The 24,536-nt window shown below is 61.2% G+C and carries 21 protein-coding genes; 10 read left to right on the top strand and 11 right to left on the bottom strand.

Annotation, left to right across the window (positions count from 1 at the left end; translation table 11 throughout):
• Positions 1 to 83 precede the first annotated feature (83 nt).
• A complete protein-coding gene (locus tag A6U98_RS33340) occupies positions 84 to 911 on the bottom strand; it encodes an ABC transporter substrate-binding protein (protein WP_064655485.1) in 828 nt (275 codons plus the stop codon).
• 182 nt (positions 912 to 1,093) lie between these two features.
• Here A6U98_RS33340 and A6U98_RS33335 point away from each other — a divergent pair, with 182 nt between their 5' ends.
• Both A6U98_RS33335 and A6U98_RS33330 read left to right on the top strand, forming a co-directional pair.
• Entirely contained in the window at positions 1,094 to 2,164 is a 1,071-nt protein-coding gene (locus tag A6U98_RS33335) for a LacI family DNA-binding transcriptional regulator (RefSeq protein ID WP_064655484.1), read from the top strand.
• 176 nt (positions 2,165 to 2,340) lie between these two features.
• Positions 2,341 to 3,444 carry a helix-turn-helix transcriptional regulator gene (locus tag A6U98_RS33330; protein WP_064655483.1) on the top strand — a complete coding sequence of 368 codons (1,104 nt, stop codon included), beginning with the start codon at positions 2,341 to 2,343 and terminating at the stop codon, positions 3,442 to 3,444.
• Positions 3,445 to 3,559: 115 nt separating this feature from the next.
• Here A6U98_RS33330 and A6U98_RS33325 read toward each other — a convergent pair whose 3' ends face one another.
• The 5 genes from A6U98_RS33325 to A6U98_RS33305 form a co-directional block, all read right to left on the bottom strand.
• Positions 3,560 to 3,820: a hypothetical protein gene (locus tag A6U98_RS33325; RefSeq protein ID WP_064655482.1), complete on the bottom strand. Its 261-nt coding sequence runs from the start codon at positions 3,818 to 3,820 to the stop codon at positions 3,560 to 3,562.
• A gap of 129 nt (positions 3,821 to 3,949) precedes the next feature.
• A complete protein-coding gene (locus A6U98_RS38170) occupies positions 3,950 to 4,180 on the bottom strand; it encodes a hypothetical protein (RefSeq protein WP_064655481.1) in 231 nt (76 codons plus the stop codon).
• 176 nt (positions 4,181 to 4,356) lie between these two features.
• Entirely contained in the window at positions 4,357 to 4,605 is a 249-nt protein-coding gene (locus A6U98_RS33315; protein ID WP_064655625.1) for a hypothetical protein, read from the bottom strand.
• A gap of 66 nt (positions 4,606 to 4,671) precedes the next feature.
• Positions 4,672 to 5,079 carry a hypothetical protein gene (locus tag A6U98_RS33310; RefSeq protein WP_064655624.1) on the bottom strand — a complete coding sequence of 136 codons (408 nt, stop codon included), beginning with the start codon at positions 5,077 to 5,079 and terminating at the stop codon, positions 4,672 to 4,674.
• 98 nt (positions 5,080 to 5,177) lie between these two features.
• Positions 5,178 to 5,468 carry a hypothetical protein gene (locus A6U98_RS33305; protein WP_064655623.1) on the bottom strand — a complete coding sequence of 97 codons (291 nt, stop codon included), beginning with the start codon at positions 5,466 to 5,468 and terminating at the stop codon, positions 5,178 to 5,180.
• Between the two features lie 377 nt (positions 5,469 to 5,845).
• On the opposite strand from A6U98_RS33305, the gene A6U98_RS37930 reads away from it, so the two are divergent.
• The 3 genes from A6U98_RS37930 to A6U98_RS33290 all read left to right on the top strand — a co-directional run bounded on the left by A6U98_RS37930 (position 5,846) and on the right by A6U98_RS33290 (position 8,094).
• The gene (locus tag A6U98_RS37930) at positions 5,846 to 6,058 is read left to right on the top strand and encodes a suppressor of fused domain protein (protein ID WP_064655480.1); all 213 of its coding nucleotides are present in this window, start codon (positions 5,846 to 5,848) and stop codon (positions 6,056 to 6,058) included.
• Positions 6,059 to 6,212: 154 nt separating this feature from the next.
• Positions 6,213 to 6,575, top strand: coding sequence for a hypothetical protein (locus tag A6U98_RS33295; RefSeq protein ID WP_064655479.1), 363 nt, complete (start codon positions 6,213 to 6,215; stop codon positions 6,573 to 6,575).
• A 331-nt stretch (positions 6,576 to 6,906) separates the two neighbouring features.
• Positions 6,907 to 8,094, top strand: a complete 1,188-nt coding sequence (locus A6U98_RS33290; protein ID WP_064655478.1) for a hypothetical protein — start codon at positions 6,907 to 6,909, stop codon at positions 8,092 to 8,094.
• Positions 8,095 to 8,188: 94 nt separating this feature from the next.
• Here the strand turns inward: A6U98_RS33290 and A6U98_RS37410 are convergent, their stop codons facing one another.
• The 5 genes from A6U98_RS37410 to A6U98_RS33270 all read right to left on the bottom strand — a co-directional run bounded on the left by A6U98_RS37410 (position 8,189) and on the right by A6U98_RS33270 (position 20,337).
• Positions 8,189 to 8,350: a hypothetical protein gene (locus tag A6U98_RS37410; RefSeq protein WP_012755472.1), complete on the bottom strand. Its 162-nt coding sequence runs from the start codon at positions 8,348 to 8,350 to the stop codon at positions 8,189 to 8,191.
• Between the two features lie 190 nt (positions 8,351 to 8,540).
• Positions 8,541 to 10,409 (bottom strand): 4-alpha-glucanotransferase, encoded by a 1,869-nt coding sequence (malQ, locus tag A6U98_RS33285; protein WP_064655622.1) that lies wholly within the window; start codon positions 10,407 to 10,409, stop codon positions 8,541 to 8,543.
• 29 nt (positions 10,410 to 10,438) lie between these two features.
• Entirely contained in the window at positions 10,439 to 12,199 is a 1,761-nt protein-coding gene (gene treZ, locus A6U98_RS33280; RefSeq protein WP_245304601.1) for a malto-oligosyltrehalose trehalohydrolase, read from the bottom strand.
• 151 nt (positions 12,200 to 12,350) lie between these two features.
• Positions 12,351 to 14,027, bottom strand: coding sequence for a response regulator (locus A6U98_RS33275; RefSeq protein WP_064655476.1), 1,677 nt, complete (start codon positions 14,025 to 14,027; stop codon positions 12,351 to 12,353).
• A 10-nt stretch (positions 14,028 to 14,037) separates the two neighbouring features.
• A complete protein-coding gene (locus A6U98_RS33270) occupies positions 14,038 to 20,337 on the bottom strand; it encodes a HAMP domain-containing protein (protein ID WP_064655475.1) in 6,300 nt (2,099 codons plus the stop codon).
• 211 nt (positions 20,338 to 20,548) lie between these two features.
• Between A6U98_RS33270 and A6U98_RS33265 the strand changes: the two genes are divergently transcribed.
• The 5 genes from A6U98_RS33265 (at position 20,549) to A6U98_RS33245 (ending at position 24,522) form a co-directional block, all read left to right on the top strand.
• A complete protein-coding gene (locus A6U98_RS33265; protein WP_082934039.1) occupies positions 20,549 to 21,013 on the top strand; it encodes a hypothetical protein in 465 nt (154 codons plus the stop codon).
• 79 nt (positions 21,014 to 21,092) lie between these two features.
• A complete protein-coding gene (locus tag A6U98_RS33260; RefSeq protein WP_064655473.1) occupies positions 21,093 to 21,374 on the top strand; it encodes a hypothetical protein in 282 nt (93 codons plus the stop codon).
• A gap of 327 nt (positions 21,375 to 21,701) precedes the next feature.
• On the top strand, positions 21,702 to 22,727 hold the full coding sequence (locus A6U98_RS33255) for an ABC transporter substrate-binding protein (RefSeq protein ID WP_064655472.1): 1,026 nt from the start codon (positions 21,702 to 21,704) through the stop codon (positions 22,725 to 22,727).
• Positions 22,724 to 23,764 (top strand): iron chelate uptake ABC transporter family permease subunit, encoded by a 1,041-nt coding sequence (locus A6U98_RS33250; RefSeq protein ID WP_017956699.1) that lies wholly within the window; start codon positions 22,724 to 22,726, stop codon positions 23,762 to 23,764. Before A6U98_RS33255 ends, A6U98_RS33250 begins: the two co-directional genes overlap by 4 nt.
• Positions 23,761 to 24,522 (top strand): ABC transporter ATP-binding protein, encoded by a 762-nt coding sequence (locus tag A6U98_RS33245; RefSeq protein ID WP_064655471.1) that lies wholly within the window; start codon positions 23,761 to 23,763, stop codon positions 24,520 to 24,522. The genes A6U98_RS33250 and A6U98_RS33245 overlap by 4 nt, the downstream gene beginning before the upstream one ends.
• Positions 24,523 to 24,536 lie beyond the last annotated feature (14 nt).

Genomic DNA, 24,536 nt, shown 5'->3' with positions numbered 1-24,536 from the left:
CCCATGAATTCTTGCCGATGTAGACGCCGCCGTCCGGCAGAGCCTTGATAAGCCGCCCGCCTGTAAGCGGGCGGCTTACGGCGTCACTTCTTGGGAAGATACTGTTCCGGCATCGGCGAGCCGGGGAACCACTTTTCGTAAAGGGTCTTCCAGGTGCCGTCCTGCATCGCGTCGTGAAGCGCACCGTTCAACGCCGTGCGGAAGGCATCGTTTCCTTTTCGGACCACGAAGCCAGCAGGCGCATCGAAGGACGGGATATTCACGGCAACCTTCAGTGCGGGATAGCGCTCGCCATATTGTTTGGCGGCCTCGTAGTCGAGAAAATGCGCATCGACCGTTCCGTTGTTGAGGGCGGCCACGGCAGAATTGTTGTCGGGGAATTTCACCAGATCAGTTCCCCCGAAATTCTTGGCAGCATAGACTTCCTGCAAGGTCCCCTGCACGACGCCGAGACGCTTGCCCTTGAGACCATCGGCGTCCTTGATACCGGCATCCGGGGTCAGGACGGAGAGATAACCGGCAAGATAGCCGTCGGAAAAATCGACGGTCTTCTTGCGGGCTTCGGTGGTTCCGATGGCTGCAACGGCAACGTCGAACCGTTCGTTTGCAACCGACGGTAGCAGTGCTGAAAATTCCTGGCCCGTGAACGTCACCTTGTCTTTTTGAAACCCGAGGCGGGAGACCACATTGAGAAACAGCTCGATATCGAAACCTGTAAACTGGCCGTCCGCCGTGGCAAACGTATAGGGCTTGGAATCGCCCATCGTGCCGACGCTGATCACCCCGGGCTCGATCAGCTTATAGGGATCGTCGGCGGCGACCGCAGAGCCTGCCCCCATCACAAGAAGGCATGTGACAAGGCCGGCCCGCAACGGGGCCATGATGGCCGGAATTGATTCAAAAGGCTTCATCGTCGTTCTCCGCTCTGAAAAGGAATGCTCTTGTCGGCATTGTAGACCGTCCCGCCGCTGCCGCTCGTTGCGACAGAGACTTATGGACAAGATACCGGTCTCTGATACAAAGAGACCGGTCTCACAACATATTTGATATCTGTCAATTGACCGGTCGTCAACAATTCTTGTAGTCCTCGGCCATGGAAGATTTCGCTCATCCGAAACGTTCAGTCACCGTTGCCGACGTCGCGAAGGCCGCAAAGGTCTCGAAGGCGACAGCCGCCCGCGTTCTCGGCAACTACGGCGTGGTCAGCGCCAAGATCACAGATCGGGTCATGGCGGCGGCGGCCGCGCTCGAATACCGCCCGAACGAGCTCGCCCGGAGCATGAGCACGGGAAGGTCCGGCATCATCGGGGTCGTGGTCGGCGATATCGAGAACGCTTTCTTCAGTCTGGCGGTGCGCGGCATCAGCGATGCGGCCCGTCTTGCGGGATTCAACGTCATCATCGCGAATTCGGGCGAAGAGCTCGATGCGGAAAAATCGGCCGTCGACCTCCTGATCGGCAAGCGCGTCGATGGCCTGATCGTGACGCCAGCCCGCTGCGACAGCTTCGACCATCTGCAGAACGTCCGCCGTGCCGGCGTGCCGCTGGTCTTGTTCGATAGGGCTATCCCGGAACTCGATGTCGACGCCGTGACCGGCGACGACCGGGATGCAGCCATCACCGCGACCCGCTATCTGATCGGGCAAGGACATCGCCGCCTCGCCTACGTCTCTGCCATGGATGCCGAGGATGGTGGGCTCACCGATATCGGGCGGATCTCGAATTCCGCCGTGCGCGAACGCGTGGAGGGTTTTGTCAGCGTCTTGACCGAGGCGGGTTTGCCGAACCCTCTTCATTATATCAGGCTCGGCGCCACGAACCAGCAACAGACGGACGACGTGATCAAACGTCTGCTCTCCGACAATGCTGCGCCAACGGCGCTCCTGGCATCGGACAGCCTCGTCGGCTTGCGCATCTTCAAGTCGCTGCAGTCGCTCGGCCTGTCGATCCCCAAGGACGTGTCGATGATTTCTTTTCTCGACGCCGACTGGACCAACGTCACCGTTCCGCCGATCACCATCGTCGACCAGCGCGTCTACGAGATGGGCAAGCTCGCCGGCGAGCGGCTCATCGCCCGTATCGAACGCACCCCTCTTGCCGTCGAACGTCTGCGCGTCGGCACGAGCCTCGTCGTGCGCGGCTCCGTCGCGGCGACCGGCCGGTGAGATCGATGGAGTTGCTACACCCACATCGCTTTGCGAGGCAGCGAGTGATACCGCATTGCAATCCGTCACGAATGCCCATGGTCGCCGAATTTATATTACATGGGGTTGCTGTTGTCTTTGCCTGACCAACGTTATTTAATACCGAAAATACTCGCTGTGGGATTTTCAGAAAGTTCATGCTCCAGTCAAAAGACGCGTCATCTGAGCTGATAGATTTGATCTATGGAAGTCTATTCGGCGAGTGCAACTGGCAGGATTTTCTGGATCGCGTTGCGCAAACTTCGCCGAATGGAAAGGCTGCCCTCCATTACCACGATCTGGCCTCGCCTGTGGCCCATGTTCCTTACGTATCGGGATTCTCGAGGGCGGAGGTCGACCAATTCAGCAGCCACTATGCTGCAGTGAACCCCTGGATTCCGAGATTGAGCTTTGTGCCCGTCGGTCAGGGCGTCTGCGGAGACGAGATCTTTCCACGTGAGGACTTGCTCAAGTCGGAATTCTACAATGATTGGCTGAAGGGGCAGGCCCAATGCGAGACGAGCATCGGTGTCTCCATCATTCGGGAGGAAACCCGCACCTTCGTCCTATCGACCTGCACGTCGTCAGCGGACCCCGATTTCAACAAAGAAGCAGCCGGGCGTTACACGATACTCGCTCCCCATTTGAAAAGGGCTTTCGACTTCATCCGGAAGCGCGACCTACTCGCCCCGGAAAGACAGACAACGCAAACCCTGTTTGATAGCATCGGCGTCGGACTGATCTACGTTTCGGAGCAACGGCGAGCACGTCAATGGAACAGGAGCGCGGAAACCTTAATGGCGGCTGGCTTTCCTATGCATATCGCCCCAAGCGGCAAGCTCGAACTTCAATGCGAGAGGTCTGCTGCCGTTCTCGATTTCCTGACGTCCAGAAAAGGTGTGCAAACAAGGCCGCATACGGCGATTGCAAAGGGGAAGGACAAGGCTAGTTATCGCATCACACTTGTCCGGCTCCAGTCCGATGCATTCACTGAGTTCTTGGAGGGCCCGACCGTGGCCGTCATTGTCGAGCCGCTGGTGGCCACGCCACTCAATGAGCGACGAGACTTCCTAATGGAAGCCTACAAACTGACTGCGACGGAGATTCGGATCGCATCGAGCATTGCCTCCGGCCATTCCCCAAAAGAGGTGGCCATAGCCGATCACATCAGCTACGAAACGGTCAGAACCCACCTCAGAAACATCTATTCCAAGCTCGGGGTAAACTCCCGGGTTGGCTTGGTCGCGCTGCTCATGCGCTGACGATAATCCTGCAATTCCTCCTCTACCTCCCGCATGGCTAGCAAGGCTTTGCATATTCGAACAAGAAATCCGGCAATCCTTGTCTCATTGCGTCGGACAACCAAGACTGATCCCGCTAATCGTAGAGCTCGCCATGCCCAATCTGCTCCCTGGCAGGTGCATCGCTGATTGAGGGGTCGTCGGCCGGATCGGGATCTCTCTTGTTGGCATCGCTCAGAAACTGCGCGGCCTTCAGAAGCGCCGCGGTTATCTCCTCGGAGCCCCATCCGGCTTCATTGGCGGCTGCAATCAGCCTTTCCAAAGCGTCGCGTGCGGCAGCGGTCGCCTCTTCGAAGCGCTGTGCGGGAGATTCGGTCTTCGGTGGTGGAAAGGTCATCGGCGTTCCCTCCATGTGGCTGTTGGGGGATGAACGCAGGCCGCGGGAAATGGATGCACGATCATGCTGATTTAACAAGCGGCCACCCTGTCCACACTGGACCGGCAGGGGCGGCGACGTCTTTCCGTCTCAGATGACCGTCTGCAACAGAAACGGAGAGCTCTCCAGCGGACGCTGGGCGATGATCCTCAGCATTGCGGGGCCTTGTATACCGGAAGTCGTGCAGGAGCGGCCGTCATGATAGACTACCGTCATGACACGGCTGAGACTATTGTACCTGATCTCTGCGATCGTCCGGGTGTGAACCGGAAAGATGAATTCATGGGGTTGAGATTTCTCCCCCGAGGTTTTCAAGGTCATTGCGATGCCCCAGCGAAAAAGCAATTTTAGCTCGACCTACCCGGCCTGAGCCTAACGGCGCCTATCAAGCACATATTGCTGCGACGGTCGCGTGACATCAGCGTGACAGGCAGAATCGACATTGCGAACGCAGGACGGGATCCATGACGCCTCAGCTGCTAAAGCGGCTTCAACCTTCAATGCAATGTCCGACGGATCCCATGGGCGAGAGCGGTTTGCGGCCAGCATTCGACCGTGCGTGCCAGCGATCGAACGGCTTCGTCCACGTTGAAAACCACGTCCCCGAGCCGCTCGATCTCATAATCGAGCTCGTAGACCTCGACTTCATCGAGGCCGTCACTCTCAAGCAGTCGCCTCATTCCATCGATAAGGCGCTCCGTTTGCCCAACGATATCAAGAGCGCTGCGTATGATGATGTCGAACATGTCTATCCCTCGCTTCGATAAGGAAGCGTCGGCCATAATCGTGATCCTGACAATCCTGAAATCTTGTCAGATGCGCTCGCGGATCGTGTCGTAGAGATCCCTTAACTCACGCAGTGCGGGTTGATGCCGATGGCGCGGCAGAGCGGCGCGACGAACGGCGAAGGCAAGCGCGCCGGCGGCCGCCGCGACGAGCAGGAGCGTCGAGGCCGGGTAGAGCTTCACCGTTGCCTCCGTCTGACGCATGGCTTTCCCTGCACTCCCCTTTGCAGACCGGGCGGCATCGAGAACATGCTGCTGAAGTGCGCCGATCTGCTTTCGCAGCGCGCCGAGCTCTTCGCCGAGGTCATGATCTGACTGCCGGGGAACGCCGACGGAGGCCGTACTTGTATCGATGATGGCTTTCGGAACGGGCTCGCCGATCTTGGCTCCCTTGGTGTCGAGGGTCGTCGTCTCAGTGCTCTTGCGGCGCGGCATGATCATTTCTCCTTCCTGGAACATGATGCCGAAAAGTGTGATCGGCGTCGGAGAACGGGATTCATATTTAGGTCGGCGGGACCTAAAATCCTCCTGTTCTAGTCGTCGTCGAGCGAGAAGACCGGCCGGTAGTGGCGCTCGGCGATCAGCAAGCTCCGGTCGGGCCGGATGATGTAGATCTCCTCGACCTGGCGTCCCCATTGATCTGTGAAGGTGTGGGGGAAGGAAGAGCCCACCGGCGATTTCATCAACTTCGTCCGAGGCTGGCCATTATACGTGATGCTGCCGGGAATGGGCGCCAGTCCTGCCGACGAATAACTGCCTGCGCTAGTCGTGCAGCCGGTCAGCACAACCGCAAAAACCAGCCCAAATGCTAAGCTCCACTTCATCGATCCCTCCAGTTGCCTCGTCTTCGCGCGACACTCGCTTTTATCGTCAATGTAACAGGGGACGACAGACATTGTTCCAGAATTTGGCCGGAGACATCAGTGCAGGCGAGACTTCGGCCCGAAACCGGAACGACAGCGCCATCGCCTCGTTCTCTCGAAGCGCATGCAGTTGTCTATCCCCTCACCTTGGCGTTGAATTTTTCAGAGGCTGGTGGCACCAAAAGTCCATTCAAAGCGTGGTTTTGCTTCTAAAAATGTTCCCATTTCTCAGAGCATGCAGTCGAAGGCGGTTTCTGGCCATGACCTTGGCCAGTAGTGCTGCGCCGGACCGGCCTGCCACGTCTGCGTGCAATGGAAGGAATGGGGAGACGGCGACGATGCCAGGAGCAGAAAAGACATCGCTCAATTCATACCGTCGCACGATGATCGGCGTGAGAAAGAATGATCCGGTCGAGATTCTCACTGTGAATTTGATATCCGGTTCGGAATACCGCTTCATCAAGGAGAAGGGGCTGAACGCCTTTCTCGATATGCTGGACGAAGAGGATCATCCGCCGATATTCGACCCGAAGCGAAAATCCTATCTGTAGCGATCGCATATGCTTGAATGCGTTGGCGCCGCGGACAATATGAAGCCATGAAGGTCACTGCATACCGAAGACGCGCGGCACTGCAGGCGCGCGGATATGGTCACAGGAACGGGCCGCATCGACGCGGGAGCGTGAACAAGAGGGAAGTTCGGCCATGTTGGCAAGACCAGCAGGATATGCAGGGGCCACAATCGCTGCTCTGTGGGCGGCCCGCCAAGTCGGCCGACTTTATTCCTTCACCGAACCGCTTGGTCCTGAGCTCATGAATGTTGCGAGAAATCTCGGCATTTCTATTCTGCCGGCGCTCGTTCTGCTCCTGGCGGGGCCTTTCAGGATGTGGTTCGACAGGTTTGCCCCGCTCTATCCGTTGATGCTCGGAGCCGGAGTCCTCAACATCTATGTGCAAGACGATGCGCTGGCTGCCGGTCTGCCGATGATCGTGCTCGTCTACCCCTTCCTGGTGATCTTTGCGCTCGTCTATTTGTTGCGCGGGCGGGTGTCGGAAATGCGCGGTTGAATTCTGCAGCGCCGCGCGGACGAGCGACTCCCATCTCGCATTCGAAGTTCGGAGGGTTGCAAGAATCGAAGAAATACACTTTTTGTGTAATGGATGAGTCTCAACGCTACCCCTGCTAGAGAAAATACTACCGGCCATCGCCGGCGGATGGATACCTATGTTTCTTCAGACCCAGCGTTCCGGCTGATCCTGACCTCACCACCCCCAAATTAGCTGACGAGACGAAGGCCGTGATATCCCCCGGCGCTCTTCTTTCCGACCAGAGAGCGGAAGTCGCCCCGTCTGGGAATTTCGAAATCCTCTCATCTATTTTCCACATAAGGACATCTCCATGAAGCATATGCGTAATCTCCACCTGATGATGGCAAGCACCGCGTTCCTGACGCTGGCCGGCCCGGTGCTTGCCCTCGATGGCACGGACATGATGAAGAAGCTCAATGCCGCTACCAGCGCCGGCGGTACGGTCATCACCTTCGAAAAGGCGGAAGCCGATGGCGACACGGTAACGGCGACCGGTGTCCAGGTGGGATCTTCGAGCCTGCCCGGCGACACTTTGAAAATCGGCGACCTCACCTTCGAGGGCGTTGAGGAAATCGAAGGCGGTGGCTATCACGCCAAGACCGTCTCCTTCCCAGATATCGACATCAGCCAGGAGGAAGGACGTTTTTCCGCAAACGAAATCCAGATCACCGGCCTCACGATTCCCGCCAATGCGACGGGCGATACGCTGAACGACATCCTCCTCTATGAAACCGTCAGCACCGGACCGATCGCTCTCAACATCAAGGGCAAGGACGTGCTCGCGATCGAAAGCATCGAGTCGAACCTCGACCGCCAGGATGGCGGCTTTGCCTATGACGCCAATGTCGCCGGTCTCAAGGCCGACCTGTCGCAGGTCGAGGATGCGAATGCGAAGGAAGCCATCGAGAAACTGGGCCTGACGACGCTCGACGGCGCGGTGACGATGAAGGGCATCTGGGAAATCGAAAGCGGCAAGGTCGCTGTCGACGAATATGCTTTCGACTTCAAGAATATCGGCCGGCTGAATTTCGCCGTCGACTTCTCCGGTTACACGCTGGGCTTCATCAAGTCGCTGCAGGAGGCGGTGAAGGCCGCCGAAGCCAATCCGAACAAGGAAGAGGCCAACCAGGCCGTCGGACTTGCGATGCTGGGGCTGATGCAGCAGCTGACGATCAACAGCGCCTCGATCCGCTTCGACGATGCCTCGATCACCAAGAAGGCGCTCGATTATGCCGGCTCGCAGCAGGGCGTCACGGGCGACCAGCTGGCGCAATCGCTGAAAGGTCTCGTGCCGATGATGATGGCGCAGCTCAACATGCCCGAGCTGCAAAATCAGGTGTCGGCTGCCGTCAACGCCTATCTCGACGGACCGAAAAGCCTAACAATCAGCGCCGCGCCGGAAAAGCCGGTTCCCGTCCCGATGATCATCGGCGCGGCCATGGGCGCACCGAACACCATTCCTTCCGTGCTCGGCGTCAAGGTCACGGCGAACGACTAACGAATAGTAGAGACGCTTCACGAAGCGCCGGCTGCCGGAGGCGGGTTTTGCCGACCTGCCTCTGGATCCCTTGGGAAAGCCGAGCAACGTCCAACTAAAACTCGTCGCTGCGACGCTTCACGGCGTGCTTCAACGCCACCATATGCCTTCGCCGCTCCAGCATATAATCGGCATATCCGACGCAGATGAACAGCAATGTCGGGCCGGCGTAGATGATGATGAGAGCCAATGCGATCAGGATGAATGCGCTCGTCATGGTCTTGTTTTCCATCAATATTGGTCGCCGCAACTAAAGCGGCGAAAGCGGACAGGTCCTCATCTCGGCAATGCCTGTCCCTATTCCTTCAAAATTCGCCGGCTTGCTATTCGTTCCGTCCCCGATCGATTTCCGAACGCGCAGCAGACCCGATCGAACGACAATGACGAAATTGACGGCTCGAACGGCCTTAATCATTTCGCGGCCGTTCCTCCCGCATCGCCGCCGTCACGCTCATAAGCAGCGGGCTCGAGATCAGATCCGGAAGCAAAACCGATAGTTTCGGCTTCCAGTTCGGATAGCTGTCGCTGGTGCCTGGGACATTGGTTGGCCTTTTTTCGTCGGTGAGATCGGCGAGACGGACCGCGGCGAGAAGCGAGGGCGTCCTGGCAATGAAGCGATAGGCGCTGACGGTCAATTCCCTCAGCGTCTCCTCGCTTGCCCGCGCTTGGGAAAGCCTGGCCGGCAGGTCGAGGCCGGCAGCCTTCAGCACCGCTTTCAGGTTCCTCCGCTCGCGCTTGCGGTCTTCGAAATGTGTCTCGGTGAGATCGGGCGGCACGATGCCGTGCTCGCACCGGGCCTGAATGTCGGCGCCGCGCCACCAGCCGGCAAGGGTCTGGTGATCGTGCGTCGAAATACAGGCCAAAGCCAGGACGGGATAGACGTCCGCCGGCTTGAAGCCCTTCTCGTCCTGTTCATAAGAAAGGATACGATAGGAGAGAATGTGAGCCGCCGCCAGATCGTCCTGCAATCCCTTGGGGATCAGTCCCAGGTCTTCTCCGATGACAAGGCAGCGATGCTCGGCGGACACTTCGGCGAGGATCTGCAGAAGCCGATCCGCTGGATAGCGGACATAGGCACCGCCGTCCGGCCTGCTGCCCAATGGCACCAGGAAGAGGCGGCGAAGTGCTGCGGCGTGGTCGATGCGGATGGCGCCGGCATATCGCATGGCAGCGCTGACCATGCGCCGGAATGGCGACATTTCTCCTGCGGCAATCGCGGAAGGCAGATATCCGGCAAGGTGCCAGTCCTGCCCACCCACGGCGAAGGGATCGGGTGGGCTGCCGATGGTAGCCTTCGAGACATAGGTATCCGGCTCGCTCCAGGTCGCCGAGCCATCGACGGCTTCCCCGACGGCAAGATCGAGATAGAGCCCGATCCGCAGGCCGGCCTTCCGCGCCCGGTCCGCCGCCTGCATCAGCTGCCGGTGAGCAAGCCATTGCAGCCACATGTGGAAACGGACATCGTCCGCGTGTCCGCGCTCGAATTCGGCGACGGCGGCGCTGTCGAAGCGCTGAAAATCGGCTGGCCAGCGTTGCCAGCCGGCGCTCGCCCCGCGCTCGACCATGAAAAACGAGAGGCATTCGAAAAGCGCGTGCAGCCGCAGGCTGTTACCGCCTACCGTGATGAAGGCGTCGAAATCGGCCGGATCATAGACCTCGTCGATCACGCTGCGCTGTCGCCAGGCCGGCCAGAGATCGCGCAGAGCCCTCAGCTTGATCTGTGCAACGCCGGCGTAGTCGACGAGATCGGTTTGGCGAAGGCTTGCCAGTTGCCGTTCGAGTTCGCCACTGCAGGCAAAACCCGGCAACCGGTCGACCGCGATATAGAGCGGGTTGAGATGCTGGCGGCTCGAGGGCTCATAGGGACTACAACGCTCGGGATCGGCGAGAAACGGCGCATGAAGCGGGGTGAGGCCGATGAAATCGGCGCCCAGAGATCCTGCGAGATCCGCCATATCGGATAGATCCTCGAAGTCTCCTATGCCCCAGTTGCGTGCCGAACGAAGCTCATAAAGCTGCAGGCTCACGCCCCAGACGCGCGTGCCGGAAAGGAAATCCGGCAGAAACGACCTGGGGATCTTCTTAGCCGCCGGCTTGGGCTCCCGCCGTGGCGCGCGGGTCTCGTAATCAGCCGCTCCCGACAAGTCGACCTTCAGTGCCGAGAGGATCTTGCGCTTGGTCTCGCCCGATATTGCCACATCCCGATTATCAGGACTGGGTCTGGTCAGGCTGATGCCATGCCGGCGGGCGAGCTTGTCGAGCTCAGCAGATTTCATCATTCGATGGCCTTCCTGTCAGCACGCCGTCACGCCTCGCTGATTTTCCAGATCACCGTCCAGGGCGCGAGTTCGTCGCCGTCGCGGCCGCCGAGAGCGAAGATCGTCTCGCCGTCGTCCTGCTGCGAGACGAGCGGCGCCGCCTCGGCGCCGAGGTTGGCGTGCAGATGCAGACGCCGGTTTTGCGCCAGGGTCCAATCCACCGCGAGCGCGCATCCCGCCGAGCGATAGACCGCGTTTCCGGCGCCGGCGCCCTTCAGCAACGGCACGATCCTTCGGTGCCGGAGGTCGAGAAGCGTCCTGTAAAAATCAAGGACCTCCGAGGAGGCGAGTTTGGACCAGTCCAGCTTGGCGGCGGCGAAGGTCGATGGCGCCGTCGGGTCGAGAAGGTCGTCGGCGTCGAAGCCCGGCAGACGGGAAAGCTCCTCGCGACGGCCTTTCCTGACCTTCTCGTTCAGATCCTCGTCGAAATCGCAGAAGAAGGGGAAAGGCTCTTTGGCGCCCCATTCCTCGCCCATGAACAGCATCGGAATCTCAGGCGCCAGCAGGTAAATGGCGGCGACGGCCTTGGCGACATCAGCCGGGCTCGAAGCCAGAACCCGGTCCCCCAGCGCCCGATTGCCGATCTGGTCATGGTTCTGGATGAACGAGATGAAAGCGGTGGGCGGGAGGTGGCCGCTCGGCCTGCCGCGACTTGCGCCGCGGTAGGGCATAAGTTCTCCCTGAAACACGAAGCCTTCCGCCAGCGCTCGGCCGAGCTTGCCGGCATCACCGGCGTAATCGGCATAATAGCCGAAGGTTTCTCCGGTCGCAGTGATATGCAGCACGTGGTGCACGTCGTCGTTCCACTGGGCGGTGAACAGCTTCACTTCCCCGTTTTCGTCACGCTGCAACAGGTCGCTGTCGTTCTCCTCGTTTTCGACGATCAGATGAACATGCCGGTCGCTGGCCGCGGCCCTGACGCGGCGAGCAAGCGCGTGAAGCAGATGCTCGGCGCTGTCGTCCTTGATGGCGTGGACGGCATCGAAGCGGAAACCGTCGAGCCTGAACTCGCTGATCCAATAGATGGCATTCTGGATGATGAACTCGCGGATCATCTCCGATCCATCGCCATCGTAGTTGATGCCGTTGCCCCAGGGCGTCTTGTGATGGTCGGTAAAGAGCGGCGCATAGGAGGGGATATAGTTCCCGTCCGGCCCGAAGTGATTGTAGACCACGTCCAGGAAAACCGCGATGCCGCGCTGGTGCGCTGCGTCCACCAACGCCATGAAATCTACCGGCCGGCCGTAGCTGCTGTCTGGAGCATAGGGAAGCACGCCATCATAACCCCAGCTGTAACGGCCGGGAAATTCACTAAGCGGCATGATCTGCAGCGCCGTAACGCCCAGCGCTTGCAGATGGTCGAGCCGCTCGATCGCGGCCTTGAAAGTTCCCTCCGGTGTGAAGCAGCCGATATGCATCTCGTAGATGACCATCTCTTCCCAAGGCCGTCCGGTCCAGTCGCTCGTCTTCCAGCGATAGAGGGAAAGGTCGACCACTTCGCTCGGTCCGTGCACATCCTGCGGCTGAAACCGTGAGGCGGGATCGGGAATTTCGAGACCGTCCGGCAGGACGAAGCGGTATTGCGTACCGACACTGGCACCCGCGACCGTGCAGTGGTGCCAGCCGTCTCCGACCGCCTGCATCGGCCGCGGATCAGCGCCTTCGATCTTCAACGACACGCTTTCAGGCAGGGGAGCCCAGAGGCGGAATAGAATGCCCTTTTCGGCGAATGCCGGTCCGAACGTCATTTGGGTCAAAGGAAAGCCTTCGATGAAGTGAGATTGGATTTGGGTAACTTTTGCGGGAGCAAAAAGTTTCGTCCGCAAGCGGACGCGCGAAAGCGGCCGCTATCACCAGGATGGCCGCGCCGGTCGCCTCGGCATGTTTACGCTTTGATCGTCAGGCCGCCGCGACTTTGCCCGAGAGCGCCTGGTCCATGGCCGCCTGAAGCTGTTCCTGCGTGAATGGCTTCTTCATCCGCAGCATCCGGCCGAGGCCATGATCCTCGGAAAACTCGGCATAGCCCGAGGCCAGGATGATGGGCAGGCCTGGAAAGGACGAGCGAAGGTGGCGCGCAAGCTCGGCGCCCGTCATCCCCGGCATGGCATGATCGGTGATGACGAGATCGCAACCCTGTCCGTCAGCAAAGAATTCCAAAGCCTGGGAAGCGGAAGACGCTTCCTGCGGCAGGTGCCCGAGATCCTCCAGCATCGCCACGGTTCCCGTCCTGACAAGGGCATCGTCGTCGACAACCAGAATGGCAAGCGGCCGCGACGCCGGTTTCAACGGTTCCGTCGCCGGAGGCTCGACGGCCGGCTGCACCTTGACGAAGGTTTCGGCAACGGGCAGCCACAGAGAAACTGTCGTGCCCTTGCCCCTGACGCTCGATATCTGGATCGAGCCGCCGGATTGCGCTGCCAGGCCATGCACCATCGACAGGCCGAGCCCGGTGCCCTTGCCGACCCCCTTGGTGGTGAAAAACGGCTCGGCGGCACGCGAGACCGTTGCCTCGTCCATCCCCTCGCCATCGTCCGAGACCGAAATCCTGATGTAATTTCCGCCCGCGAGGCTGGTCGGCCGGGCGTCTTCGGCTGCCGCCGCGGCAACCGTCACGGCTCCGCCGCTTTCGAGCGCATCCCGCGCATTGACGAACAGGTTAAGCAGCGCCAGTTCCAACTGGTTGCTGTCGACCAGGAGGGGCGCCAGATCCGCCGGGATGCTTTTGCGGATTTCGATGCGCGGCCCCACCGCCTTGGCGAGAAGATCCTCGACGTTTTCGAACAGCCTGAAGAAGTCGACCGCTTGCGGCTTGAGTTCCTGGCGGCGTGCGAAGGCAAGCAGGCGCTGGGTCAGCGCCGTGCCGCGCTCGGCCGCCTGAATCGCATTCGTCACCAGGCGTTCGCTGCGTTCATCGGCCGGAAGCCGTTTCTTCAGAAGGTTCAGGCTGCCGAGAACCGCCATGAGAAGGTTATTGAAGTCGTGCGCCACGCCACCCGTCAGGTGACCGATCGTGTCGAGCTTCTGCGCCTCGAACAGCTGTGCGAGCGCCTCTTCGCGCTCGCGCGTCCGTTGATCGATCCGATGCTCAAGTTCCTCGTTGAGTTCACGCAATTGCGCTGCCGAGGCCTCAAGTTCGGCGGTGCGCTGATGAACGCGGGCCTCCAGCTCGGCGTTCAGGCGTTCGAGTTCCCTCGTCTTCCTGTAGAGATCGGCGAAGACCCGCACCTTGGCTCTCAGCACTTCGGGGACGATCGGGACGGAGACATAGTCGACCGCGCCCACCGCATAGCCGCGCAGCCGGTCGGGTTCCGCCAGCATCACGGCTGAAACGAAGATGATCGGCGTGTTCTGATAGCGCGGATGCTGCCGGATCATGCTGACGAGCTCGAACCCATCCTGTTCCGGCATGCAGACATCGACAAGGATCACTGCGATCTCGGTGCGCAACAGGTGCTCGAAGGCTTCGCGCGCGGATTGCGCCTTGATGAGGTTTTCTTGGAGCTCTTCGAGTATGACCTCGTAACTCAGGAGCTTTGCCGGTTGGTCGTCGACGAGGAGAATGTTGACGGGGTTCATGGCGAGATCCTCAGCGATGCAGCCACATGCGAAGAGCCGACAACAGCTGTTCGGTATTGACCGGCTTCGCCAGGTAGTCGGACGCGCCCGCTTCCAGGCATTTCTCGCGGTCGCCCTTCATCGCCTTGGCCGTCAGCGCCAGGATTGGCAGCCGCCGGAACCGTGGCTCCGAACGGATGACCTGCATCGTCTCGTAACCGTCCATTCCAGGCATCATGATATCCATCAGCACGATCGCGACAGAGGGTTCGTTATTGATGACGTCGATGGCTTCGCTGCCGGTCGTCGCGGTCAGGACCCTCATTCCCCGGCGCTCGAGGACGCTGCTCAGCGCGAAGATGTTGCGGGCATCGTCGTCGACGAGTAGCACGCTCTCGCCGACGAGATCCTCATCCGAGTTGTGCAAGTCCTGCAGCGTTGCCTGTTTTGCGGCGGGCAGGTCGGCGACAACCCGGTGCAGGAACAGGGCCGTCTCATCCAGCAGACGTTCGGGTGACTCGACCCCCTTGACCACGACGCTCCGGGCCATGCTGTGCAATGTCGCGTCTTCCTCAGGGGAAAGCTCCCGGCCGGTGAACACGACCACCGGCACCTCACCGATCTCGGCGTCGTCGCGTATTTGCTCCAGCACGTCGAAGCCAGACATGTCGGGAAGGGAAAGGTCGAGCACCACGCAGTCGGCGGCATTCTGCCGAAGAGCGGCGAGAGCCTCCGATCCGGAGCCGACGCTGGTGATATCGATGTCGTCATGTCCGAGAAGGGCGGTGACGCTCAAACGCTCGGCCTCGTTGTCTTCCACGAGCAGCAGATGCTTGCGGCGCGGCTGCGCATAGGCCTTCAATCGCGACAGTGCCTTGCCGAGGCCTTCCGGCGTCGTCGGCTTGCTCATGAAGGCGAAGGCGCCGCGGGTCAACCCATGCTGGCGATCCTCGTCGAGGCTGATGATCTGGACCGGAATATGCCGCGTCTGCGGATTCTGCTTGAGCTGGCTCAGCACCGTCCAGCCGAGCATGTCGGGCAGGAAGATGTCGAGCGAGATCGCCGCCGGCCTGTAGTCCTGCGCGAGGGCGAGAGCATCGCTGCCGCGCATCGCCACCAGAACCTTGAATCCGTTGTCGCGGGCGAGATCCACCAGGACGCGGGCGTAATGCGCATCGTCCTCGACGACGAGCAGCACCGAGTCGCCGGCCGCTATCTGGTGGCGATCGTCTTCGACATGTTCGGTCGGTTTTTCGGCCCGGCGGTGTGCCGCCGCCTCGGCGAATTCCACGACATTTGCCGGCGGAACGGTCTTCGGCGCAACCGCGCCGGCGCCGACATAGGTGAGTGGCAGATAGAGAACGAAGGTGCTGCCGACACCAGGGGTGCTGCGCAGCTGGATCTCGCCGCCCAAGAGGTTTGCCAGTTCGCGGCTGATCGCCAGGCCGAGGCCGGTGCCGCCGTATTTGCGGCTTGTCGAGGCATCCGCCTGTTGGAAGGCCTCGAATATGATGCGTTGTTTTTCAGGCGGTATGCCGATGCCGGTGTCGACGACTTCGAAGGCGATGACAGAAGGCGCATGCTTCAACGAGGGGTGATCGGACGACCAGCCGCTTGTTGCCGAAGCCACGCGAAGCGTCACGCCCCCCTGCGCGGTGAACTTGAAGGCATTCGACAGCAGGTTCTTGAGGATCTGCTGCAATCGCTTCGAATCCGTGATGAGGCTTTTTGCGACATCAGCGCCGACGTCGACCGAGAACGACAGGCTGCGGTTTTCGGCCTCGTGCCGGAATGGCCGCGCCATCATCTCGAGCAGGTTGCTGACGAAGATCTCCTCGGCATCGACCGAGACCGTTCCGGACTCGATCTTCGACAGGTCGAGGATGTCGCTGATGAGGTTCAGCAGATCGGTTCCCGCGCCATGGATCGTCTTTGCGAACTCGACCTGTTTGCCCGACAGGTTGCCATCCGGGTTTTCTCCCAGCTGCTGGCCGAGAATGAGGATCGAATTCAAAGGCGTGCGCAGCTCGTGCGACATGTTGGCGAGGAATTCGGATTTGTACTTCGATGTCAGCGCGAGCTCGGTTGCCTTTTCCTCCAGCGCGCGCCGGGCCTGCTCGATTTCCTGGTTCTTCGCCTCGACTTCGACGTTGCGCTCCTCCAGCTGCTGCGCCTTCTGTCCAAGCTGCTCGTTGGTCTGCTGCAGTTCGCGCTGCTGCGTCTGCAGCTCGGCGGCGAGCTGCTGGGACTGCTTGAGCAGGCCTTCGGTCTGCATCGTCGCTTCGATCGAGTTGAGGACGATGCCGATCGATGTCGTCAGTTGATCGAGGAACGACAGCTGCAACTCGGTGAATTCGCCGGCGGAAGCCAGCTCGATCACTGCTTTCACCTGCCCCTCGAAATGCACCGGCAGCACGATGGCGCTTCTCGGCAGGGTCGTGAACACGCCGGAGCTTATCGGAACGACATTGTCGGGAAGGTTGGTGATCAGGATGCGGCGAGCGTCACTGGCGCACTGACCGACAAGTCCCTGGCCGAACTCGAGACGTGCCGGGTGCGCCGACTCGCCCCCTTGCGCATAGGTGGAGAGCAGCGACAATACCGGCTGCCGCTCGTCGGCATCCACCTGGTAGATGACCCCCTGATGGGCACCGACCAGAGGCGCCAGCTCCGACAGCAGCATCTTGCCGACCAGCGTCAGGTCGCGCTGCCCCTGAAGCATGTTGGTGAAGCGCGCAAGGTTGGTCTTCAGCCAGTCCTGCTCGGTGTTGCGCTCGGTGGTGAGCCTGAGGTTGTCGATCATCGTGTTGATGTTGTCCTTGAGCTCGGCCACTTCGCCGCGCGCGTCGACCTTGATCGAGCGCGTCAGGTCACCCTTGGTGACGGCGGTCGCCACCTCGGCGATGGCGCGCACCTGCGTCGTCAGATTGGCGGCAAGCAGGTTGACGTTGCCGGTCAAGTCCTTCCAGGTTCCCGCGGTACCCGGAACATTCGCCTGACCGCCGAGCCGGCCTTCCACGCCCACCTCACGCGCAACCGTGGTCACCTGATCGGCAAAGGTCGCGAGCGTGTTGGTCATGTTGTTGATGGTTTCGGCAAGGGCTGCCACCTCGCCCTTGGATGCGACGGTGAGATTTTGCTCGAGGTCACCGTTCGCCACCGCCGTCACCACCTTGACGATGCCGCGGACCTGCTCGGTCAGGTTGGCGGCCATGACGTTGACCGTGTCGGTCAAGTCTTTCCAGGTGCCGGCGACGCCAGGCACCTGCGCCTGGCCGCCGAGCTTGCCTTCGGTGCCGACTTCGCGGGCCACACGCGTCACTTCGCCGGCGAAGGCATTGAGCTGGTCCACCATCGTATTGATGGTGTTCTTCAGTTCGAGGATTTCTCCCTTCACGTCGACGGTGATCTTTCGCGACAGGTCGCCGCGCGCCACGGCTGTCGTGACTTCGGCAATGTTTCGAACCTGGGTCGTCAGATTGGCGGCGAGCAGGTTGACGTTGTCGGTCAGGTCCTTCCAGGTGCCGGCGACGCCTGGAACGACAGCCTGGCCGCCGAGCCTGCCATCGGTGCCGACTTCGCGGGCGACACGCGTCACCTCGCCGGCGAACGAGCGAAGCTGATCGACCATCGTGTTCAACGTATCCTTCAGGAGCAGGATTTCGCCGCGCACGTCGACGGTGATCTTGCGCGACAGGTCGCCATTGGCGATTGCGGTGGCGACCTCGGCGATGTTGCGCACCTGCGCCGTCAGGTTGCCCGCCATGGAGTTGACGCTGTCGGTCAGGTCCTTCCAGGTGCCGGCGACGCCGGAGACCTGCGCCTGGCCGCCGAGCTTGCCCTCGGTGCCGACTTCGCGCGCGACGCGCGTCACTTCGCCGGCAAAGGCGTTGAGCTGGTCCACCATCGTGTTGATGGTGTTCTTCAGCTCGAGGATTTCCCCCTTCACGTCGACGGTGATCTTGCGCGACAGGTCGCCGCGCGCCACAGCCGTCGTGACTTCGGCGATGTTGCGGACCTGACCGGTGAGGTTGGAGGCCATGGAGTTGACGTTTTCGGTGAGGTCCTTCCAGGTGCCGGCGACACCCGGCACCTGCGCCTGGCCGCCGAGCTTGCCCTCGGTGCCGACTTCGCGGGCGACGCGCGTCACTTCGGAAGCGAAGCGGTTCAACTGATCGACCATGGTGTTCAGCGTTTCCTTGAGCTCGAGGATTTCACCCGAGACCGACACCGTGATCTTCTTCGACAGGTCGCCATTGGCAATCGCAGTCGAGACTTCGGCGATGTTGCGCACCTGCGCCGTCAGATTGCCCGCCATGGAATTGACGCTGTCGGTCAGATCCTTCCAGGTGCCGGCGACGCCGAGCACGTTCGCCTGGCCGCCGAGCCGGCCTTCCGTGCCGACCTCGCGCGCCACGCGCGTGACTTCACCGGCAAAACCGTTGAGCTGATCGACCATCGTGTTGATGGTCTCCTTCAGTTCGAGGATTTCGCCCGACACGGTGACGGTGATCTTCTTCGACAGGTCTCCCTGGGCGACGGCGGTCGCGACTTCGGCGATGTTGCGCACCTGCCCGGTGAGGTTGGACGCCATGGAATTGACGCTGTCTGTCAGGTCCTTCCAGGTGCCGGCGACGCCGCGCACATTGGCCTGGCCGCCGAGCCGTCCCTCCGTGCCCACTTCGCGGGCGACGCGGGTCACTTCCGAAGCGAAGGCATTCAGCTGATCGACCATCGTATTGATGGTCTCCTTCAATTCGAGGATCTCGCCCTTCACGTCGACGGTGATCTTCTTCGACAGATCGCCATTGGCGATCGCGGTCGAGACCTCCGCGATATTGCGCACCTGCGCTGTCAGGTTGCCGCCCATCGAGTTGACGTTCTCGGTCAGATCCTTCCAGGTGCCGGCGACGCCACGCACATTGGCCTGGCCGCCGAGCCGTCCCTCCGTGCCCACTTCGCGAGCGACGCGGGTGACTTCGGAAGCGAAGGCATTCAGCTGATCGACCATCGTATTGATGGTCTCCTTCAGCTCGAGGATTTCCCCCGACACCGTCACCGTGATCTTCTTCGACAGGTCGCCATTGGCGATCGCGGTCGAGACTTCGGCGATGTTGCGCACCTGCGCCGTGAGGTTCGAGGCCATGGAATTGACGTTGTCGGTCAGGTCCTTCCAAGTGCCGGCGACGCCTGGCACTTGCGCCTGGCCGCCGAGCCGACCTTCGGTGCCGACTTCACGCGCCACGCGAGTCACCTCACCGGCAAAGCCGTTCAACTGGTCGACCATCGTGTTGATGGTTTCCTTCAGCTCGAGGATTTCGCCGGAAACGTCGACAGTGATCTTGCGCGACAGGTCGCCGCGCGCCACGGCCGTCGTCACCTGGGCGATGTTGCGCACCTGCGCCGTCAGGTTGCCGCACATGGCGTTGACGGAATCCGTCAGATCCTTCCAGGTGCCTGCCACCCCGGGCACCAGCGCCTGTCCGCCGAGCTTGCCTTCGGTGCCGACCTCGCGGGCGACGCGCGTCACCTCCGAGGCGAAGGACCTAAGCTGGTCGACCATGGTGTTGATCGCTTCCTTAAGTTGCAGGATCTCGCCGCGCACGTCGACGGTGATCTTCTTGGAAAGATCGCCGTTCGCAACGGCGATCGTCACTTCCGCGATGTTACGCACCTGCGCCGTCAGGTTCGACGCCATCGAGTTCACGCTTTCGGTGAGATCCTTCCAGACGCCCGTCACCTCCGGCACCTGCGCCTGCCCGCCGAGCTTTCCGTCGGTGCCAACCTCGCGCGCGACGCGCGTCACTTCCGAAGTGAAGACGCTCAGCTGCTTGATCATCGTATTGACGATATCGGCCGAGCGCAGGAACTCGCCTTTGAGCGGCCGCCCGTCGACATCCAGCGGCACGGTCCGCAGGAGATCTCCCTTGGCGACTGCCGTGATCGTGCGCGTGACGGCAGTCGTCGGCCATAGGAGATCGTCGATCAGACCGTTGATCGATCCTTCCATTTCGGACCAGGAGCCGTCCGACAGGCCGAAGCGTACGCGCGTGCTCGTTCGCCCGTCCCGGCCGACCACCTGCCCGACATGCTCGAGCTGCTGGGCCATGCGCTGATTGGCGGCGATGATGTCGTTGAGGGCATCGGCGACCTTGCCGGTGAGACCCGTCAGGTCGGACCGCATCCGTACGGAAAAGTCGCCGCGCCGGACCGCGACAAGGACTTCCAGAAGCGCGCTGGCGTCGTCGAACGCCATCGTTTTGTGGTCATGCCCATTGAGGCTGTCTACCGCAACGCTGTCGCGCGCGAATTCGCTGGATTGGTTGCTCACGAAAATCCCCCTGTTCGACGACTGGTAATTTAGCGCTCAACTCAGAAAATGGTATGGCCATCCCGCGTCCATCCTCACATGATTCAGCGCCCAAAATGAGCCTGGTAGTTGCAGATATCGAAAGTGCTCGCAGGAAACCGTCTAGGCGGAATTTGCGGTTTTTCTTGCGTGGGGGAACACTTGCCTGCCGGCTGTCGTTTCCGTCCTGACAATGGAGAGCGATATGTCGAACGTCTCAAGGACAGGCAAAGAAGAAATCAACAACGCGACCAGCCCTACTACTTTCGGGAAGTCTGTCGAGAGCCAGGCGCAAATGAAGGATGCGGCTGCGCAAGCGTCGCCCGACGCCGGCGGCGAGATGCTCAACATCTACCGGTTGGAGCCGATCGCGGCATCCGACGATCCGAGATGGGACAACTCCCCCGGACATGGTACCGTCGTCGTCGCTGCCAGAACGGCGGGTGATGCCAGGATCGTTGCCGCAGCTCGTGAGCTCGACTTCATGGAAGTGGATGCGGCTCCCGCCGAGGATGTCACAACGGTCAATGCCAGCGCCTTTCGCGACGACAAGCTTTACACCGTCATCGAGATCGACCGGAACAGGCGCGATGTCACGCGCGGGATCCTCGACGGTGTGGTCACCGTCGACACGATCCGGCCGGTTCAATCGGACTGACGTAGCAATCCTGCGGCGCAATCGGCGATGCGCCGGAGCGCCATCGTCACAGATCCCCTCGGTTTTTCTCGGAGCTCTCATGAATACCGCCAACCTCCAGCTCAAGGGCCTGATCATGGCCATGGCGTCGATATGTGATGCGATCGTCGAGAAGGAATTGCTTACCAGCGGGGAACTCAATGCCGCGCTCTCGAAAGCCACGAAGGCAGTCGAGGAGGACGACGACCATGAACTGTCGGGTGCCAACCGCGCCGCGATCCTGTTCCCCATCCGTGTGCTGCAGCTCGCCGAGGAGGCAGGCAGGAGAGGCGAGCGGTTGACGTTTTCGGACTATGCCAAGCTCGTGGCAAAGCTGAGCTGAGCCTGTTCCAAAGTTTATGCAGATGCTGTCGACATCGGAGCGAGTTCGCTTCGGGGCCGTCACGGAAGATCGGAGCCAGTCCCTCGGCACCGACAATGCCGTCTCCATCGACCCTACGAACCATGCCGCCTTTGGAGCGACGTGCTTTGGGACCATGCCGCCCGATCGGCCCGGATAGACGACGAACGCGGCCGCCGTCTAACGGGCGATGACACGTTGCCCGGCAGCGCTGTCAATTTTGCGATAAGTTGATTTTTTTCGTCTTGTTTTCTGCCTGTTTCTGAGGCTATACGGCGGCCGGACATACTCACGCACCGGGAATTCTTCGTGACCAGCCTCAAATCGCTTCTGGCCGCCTGCGGCCTCTCAACCATGATCGGCCTTTCCGCAAATCCGTCTTTGGCCGGTTCGACGACCTACCCGCTGACACTGGAAAACTGCGGCGCGCAGGTGACTTTCCAGAAGGCGCCCGAACGAGCGATCGGCCTCGGCCAGAACAGCGCTGAAATCCTGCTGCTGCTCGGCCTCGAGAACAAGATGGCCGGCACCGCCTTCTGGCCGAGCAAGGTTCTGCCGCAGCTCGCAGAAGCCAATGCCAAGGTCAAGCTTCTGACCGTCGAGATGCCGACTTTCGAATCGATCCTCGCCGAAAATCCCGATTTCGTGGCGGCGGCTCTGCCGAGCCTGGTCGGGCCGAACAGCAAGGTCGCCAAGCGCGAAGATTTCGACAAGGTCGGCGTCGCGACCTATCTCTCGCCCAGCACCTGCCTCAGCACCAAGGACGTCAAGGACCAATACGGCAGCCGCGCCGAGCTGTGGAACATGGACCTTCTCTACAAGGAGATCGACGAACTCTCGCAGATCTTCGACGTCGCCGATCGCGGCCAGGCGCTGATCGCCGACTTCAAGGCGCGCGAAGCCAAGCTTCGCTCCAGCGTTTCGAAGGACGGCAAGAACCTTTCCTACGTTTTCTGGTTCTCCAGCCCCAGCCCGTCGGCCGACGCCTATCTCGGCGGCAAGAACAGTGCGTCCGGCTTCATCGCCGACCTGCTCGGCGGGCACAACGCGATATCAGCGGAAGCGGAATGGCCGACGCTCGGCTGGGAAGGCATCATCGCCTCCAATCCCGACGTCATCGTCATCGCCAGTCTCGATCGTAACCGCTGGGAGCTCGACAAGCCGGAGGCGAAGATCAATTTCCTGAACACCGATCCGGCCGTCAGCCAGATCCCCGCCGTCAAGAACAAGGCGATCGTGATCATGGACGGCCAGGCCATGAACCCGACCGTCCGCACGGTCTACGGCGCTGAGCAGGTGGCCGGCCAGCTGAAGGCTCTCGGTCTGTTGAAGTGACGGAAGCGGGCCGTATCTTCCGGCAGCTGGGAGCCGTCCTCGCACTGCTCCTCGCCTCTTTCTGCCTCATCGCTATCGCCATTGGCGTCAGCGTCGGGATCGGCGACCTGCCGATCCCGCTTGCCACGACGTTTTCGGCCGTCACCAACCGGCTGGGATGGACCGCGGTCGAACTGAACCGTATCCATGAAACCGTCATCTGGGATTATCGTCTCAGCCGGGCGCTTGTCGCCGCCTTTTGCGGCGCGGGCCTTGCGCTGTCGGGCGCGATCATGCAGTCGCTGCTGCGCAATCCGCTTGCCGAACCCTATGTTCTCGGCATCTCGGCCGGCGCCTCTTCCGGCGCCGTCGCCATCGTCATCCTGGGCATCGGCTCGGGGGCGGTTTCGCTATCGGCCGGCGCCTTTGCCGGCGCCTTCGCAGCCTTCTTCTTCGTCGCGCTCCTGTCGAACGGCACGCGCGGCGGAGCGGATCGGACCATCCTTGCCGGTGTCGCCGCTTCGCAGCTTTTCAACGCCACGACGTCCTATATCGTCACCACCTCGGCCAATGCACAGCAGGCCCGCGACGTCATGTTCTGGCTGCTCGGCAGCTTCGGCGGCGTGCGCTGGCCGGAATTTGCGCTGGTTTCTATCGTCGTCGGCGTCGCCCTTGTCGGGTGCCTGTTTTACGCTCGCGTGCTCGACGCCTTCGCATTCGGTGACGAGGCGGCATCCTCGCTCGGCGTCAATGTCGGCCGCGCGCGGATGGCGCTCTTTGCGCTGACGGCAATGATGACGGCGACGATCGTCAGCATGGTAGGATCGATCGGCTTCGTCGGCCTCGTCGTGCCGCATGTCGCCCGCTTTGTCGTCGGGCCGCTGCATGTCCGCCTCCTGCCGGCTTGCGCCATAACAGGGGCGATCTTCATGGTGCTCGCCGACATCGCCGCGCGCGCCCTCATTCCGAACCAGATCCTGCCGATCGGCGTCGTCACGGCGCTGGTGGGCGTCCCGTTCTTCTCGATCATCCTCTACCGGTTCCAGCGCGCATCATGAGCATCAAGGCCGACAACCTCATCTGGAAGATTGGCAGGAAGACTATTCTCGATGGCGTTTCCCTGGACGCGCCGCCTGGCAAGATGCTCGGCCTGCTCGGGCCGAACGGCTCGGGCAAGACCTCGCTCCTGCGGCTTCTCGCCGGCCTGAAGCGGCCGCATTCCGGCCGCATCACGCTCGACCGGAGCGACATCGCCACGATCAGCCGCCGCTCGATCGCCCGGCGGATCGCCTTCGTCGAGCAACATGCCACCACAAATGCGAATCTCAGGGTCGTCGACGTCGTCAAGCTCGGCCGGTTCCCGCACCGGTCGATGTTTTCAGGCTGGACGAAGACCGACGAAGAGGCGGTCGAAGCCGCGCTGGCGCGCGCCGGCATGGCGGAGAAGCGCGACGATCGCTGGCAAAGCCTGTCGGGCGGCGAAAAGCAGCGCACCCATATCGCAAGGGCGCTCGCCCAGTCGCCCCAGGAGCTGATCCTCGACGAGCCCACAAACCATCTCGATATCCAGCACCAGATCGGGCTGATGCGGCTCGTCTCCGGCCTGCCGATCACCAGCATCGTCGCCCTGCACGATCTCAACCATGCCGCCATGTTCTGCGACCAGCTGATCATCATGCAGCAGGGCAGGATCGTCGCCTCCGGCGCGCCGCAGGACGTATTGAGCGAAGACCTTCTGAGGAATGTCTTTTCCGTCGAGGCTCGTATCGAAACCTCTCCCTATCATTCGCGCCCGCATATCCACTATCTCAGGTGACGGTGAAACCGCCA

This window comes from Rhizobium sp. WYCCWR10014 (assembly GCF_001657485.1).
GTDB lineage: Bacteria > Pseudomonadota > Alphaproteobacteria > Rhizobiales > Rhizobiaceae > Rhizobium.
Note: the sequence above shows the minus strand (reverse complement) of the source record. Positions and strands in the feature narration are given on the sequence as shown.

Excerpts from the sequence above, each read along its gene's own strand:
- A6U98_RS33340 (WP_064655485.1), bottom strand. The coding sequence starts at position 911 with ATGAAGCCTTTTGAATCAATTCCGGCCATCATGGCCCCGTTGCGGGCC.
- A6U98_RS33335 (WP_064655484.1), top strand. The coding sequence starts at position 1,094 with ATGGAAGATTTCGCTCATCCGAAACGTTCAGTCACCGTTGCCGACGTC.
- A6U98_RS33330 (WP_064655483.1), top strand. The coding sequence starts at position 2,341 with ATGCTCCAGTCAAAAGACGCGTCATCTGAGCTGATAGATTTGATCTAT.
- A6U98_RS33325 (WP_064655482.1), bottom strand. The coding sequence starts at position 3,820 with ATGACCTTTCCACCACCGAAGACCGAATCTCCCGCACAGCGCTTCGAA.
- A6U98_RS38170 (WP_064655481.1), bottom strand. The coding sequence starts at position 4,180 with ATGACCTTGAAAACCTCGGGGGAGAAATCTCAACCCCATGAATTCATC.
- A6U98_RS33315 (WP_064655625.1), bottom strand. The coding sequence starts at position 4,605 with ATGTTCGACATCATCATACGCAGCGCTCTTGATATCGTTGGGCAAACG.
- A6U98_RS33310 (WP_064655624.1), bottom strand. The coding sequence starts at position 5,079 with ATGCCGCGCCGCAAGAGCACTGAGACGACGACCCTCGACACCAAGGGA.
- A6U98_RS33305 (WP_064655623.1), bottom strand. The coding sequence starts at position 5,468 with ATGAAGTGGAGCTTAGCATTTGGGCTGGTTTTTGCGGTTGTGCTGACC.
- A6U98_RS37930 (WP_064655480.1), top strand. The coding sequence starts at position 5,846 with ATGCCAGGAGCAGAAAAGACATCGCTCAATTCATACCGTCGCACGATG.
- A6U98_RS33295 (WP_064655479.1), top strand. The coding sequence starts at position 6,213 with ATGTTGGCAAGACCAGCAGGATATGCAGGGGCCACAATCGCTGCTCTG.
- A6U98_RS33290 (WP_064655478.1), top strand. The coding sequence starts at position 6,907 with ATGAAGCATATGCGTAATCTCCACCTGATGATGGCAAGCACCGCGTTC.
- A6U98_RS37410 (WP_012755472.1), bottom strand. The coding sequence starts at position 8,350 with ATGACGAGCGCATTCATCCTGATCGCATTGGCTCTCATCATCATCTAC.
- malQ (WP_064655622.1), bottom strand. The coding sequence starts at position 10,409 with ATGAAATCTGCTGAGCTCGACAAGCTCGCCCGCCGGCATGGCATCAGC.
- treZ (WP_245304601.1), bottom strand. The coding sequence starts at position 12,199 with ATGACGTTCGGACCGGCATTCGCCGAAAAGGGCATTCTATTCCGCCTC.
- A6U98_RS33275 (WP_064655476.1), bottom strand. The coding sequence starts at position 14,027 with ATGAACCCCGTCAACATTCTCCTCGTCGACGACCAACCGGCAAAGCTC.
- A6U98_RS33265 (WP_082934039.1), top strand. The coding sequence starts at position 20,549 with ATGGAGAGCGATATGTCGAACGTCTCAAGGACAGGCAAAGAAGAAATC.
- A6U98_RS33260 (WP_064655473.1), top strand. The coding sequence starts at position 21,093 with ATGAATACCGCCAACCTCCAGCTCAAGGGCCTGATCATGGCCATGGCG.
- A6U98_RS33245 (WP_064655471.1), top strand. The coding sequence starts at position 23,761 with ATGAGCATCAAGGCCGACAACCTCATCTGGAAGATTGGCAGGAAGACT.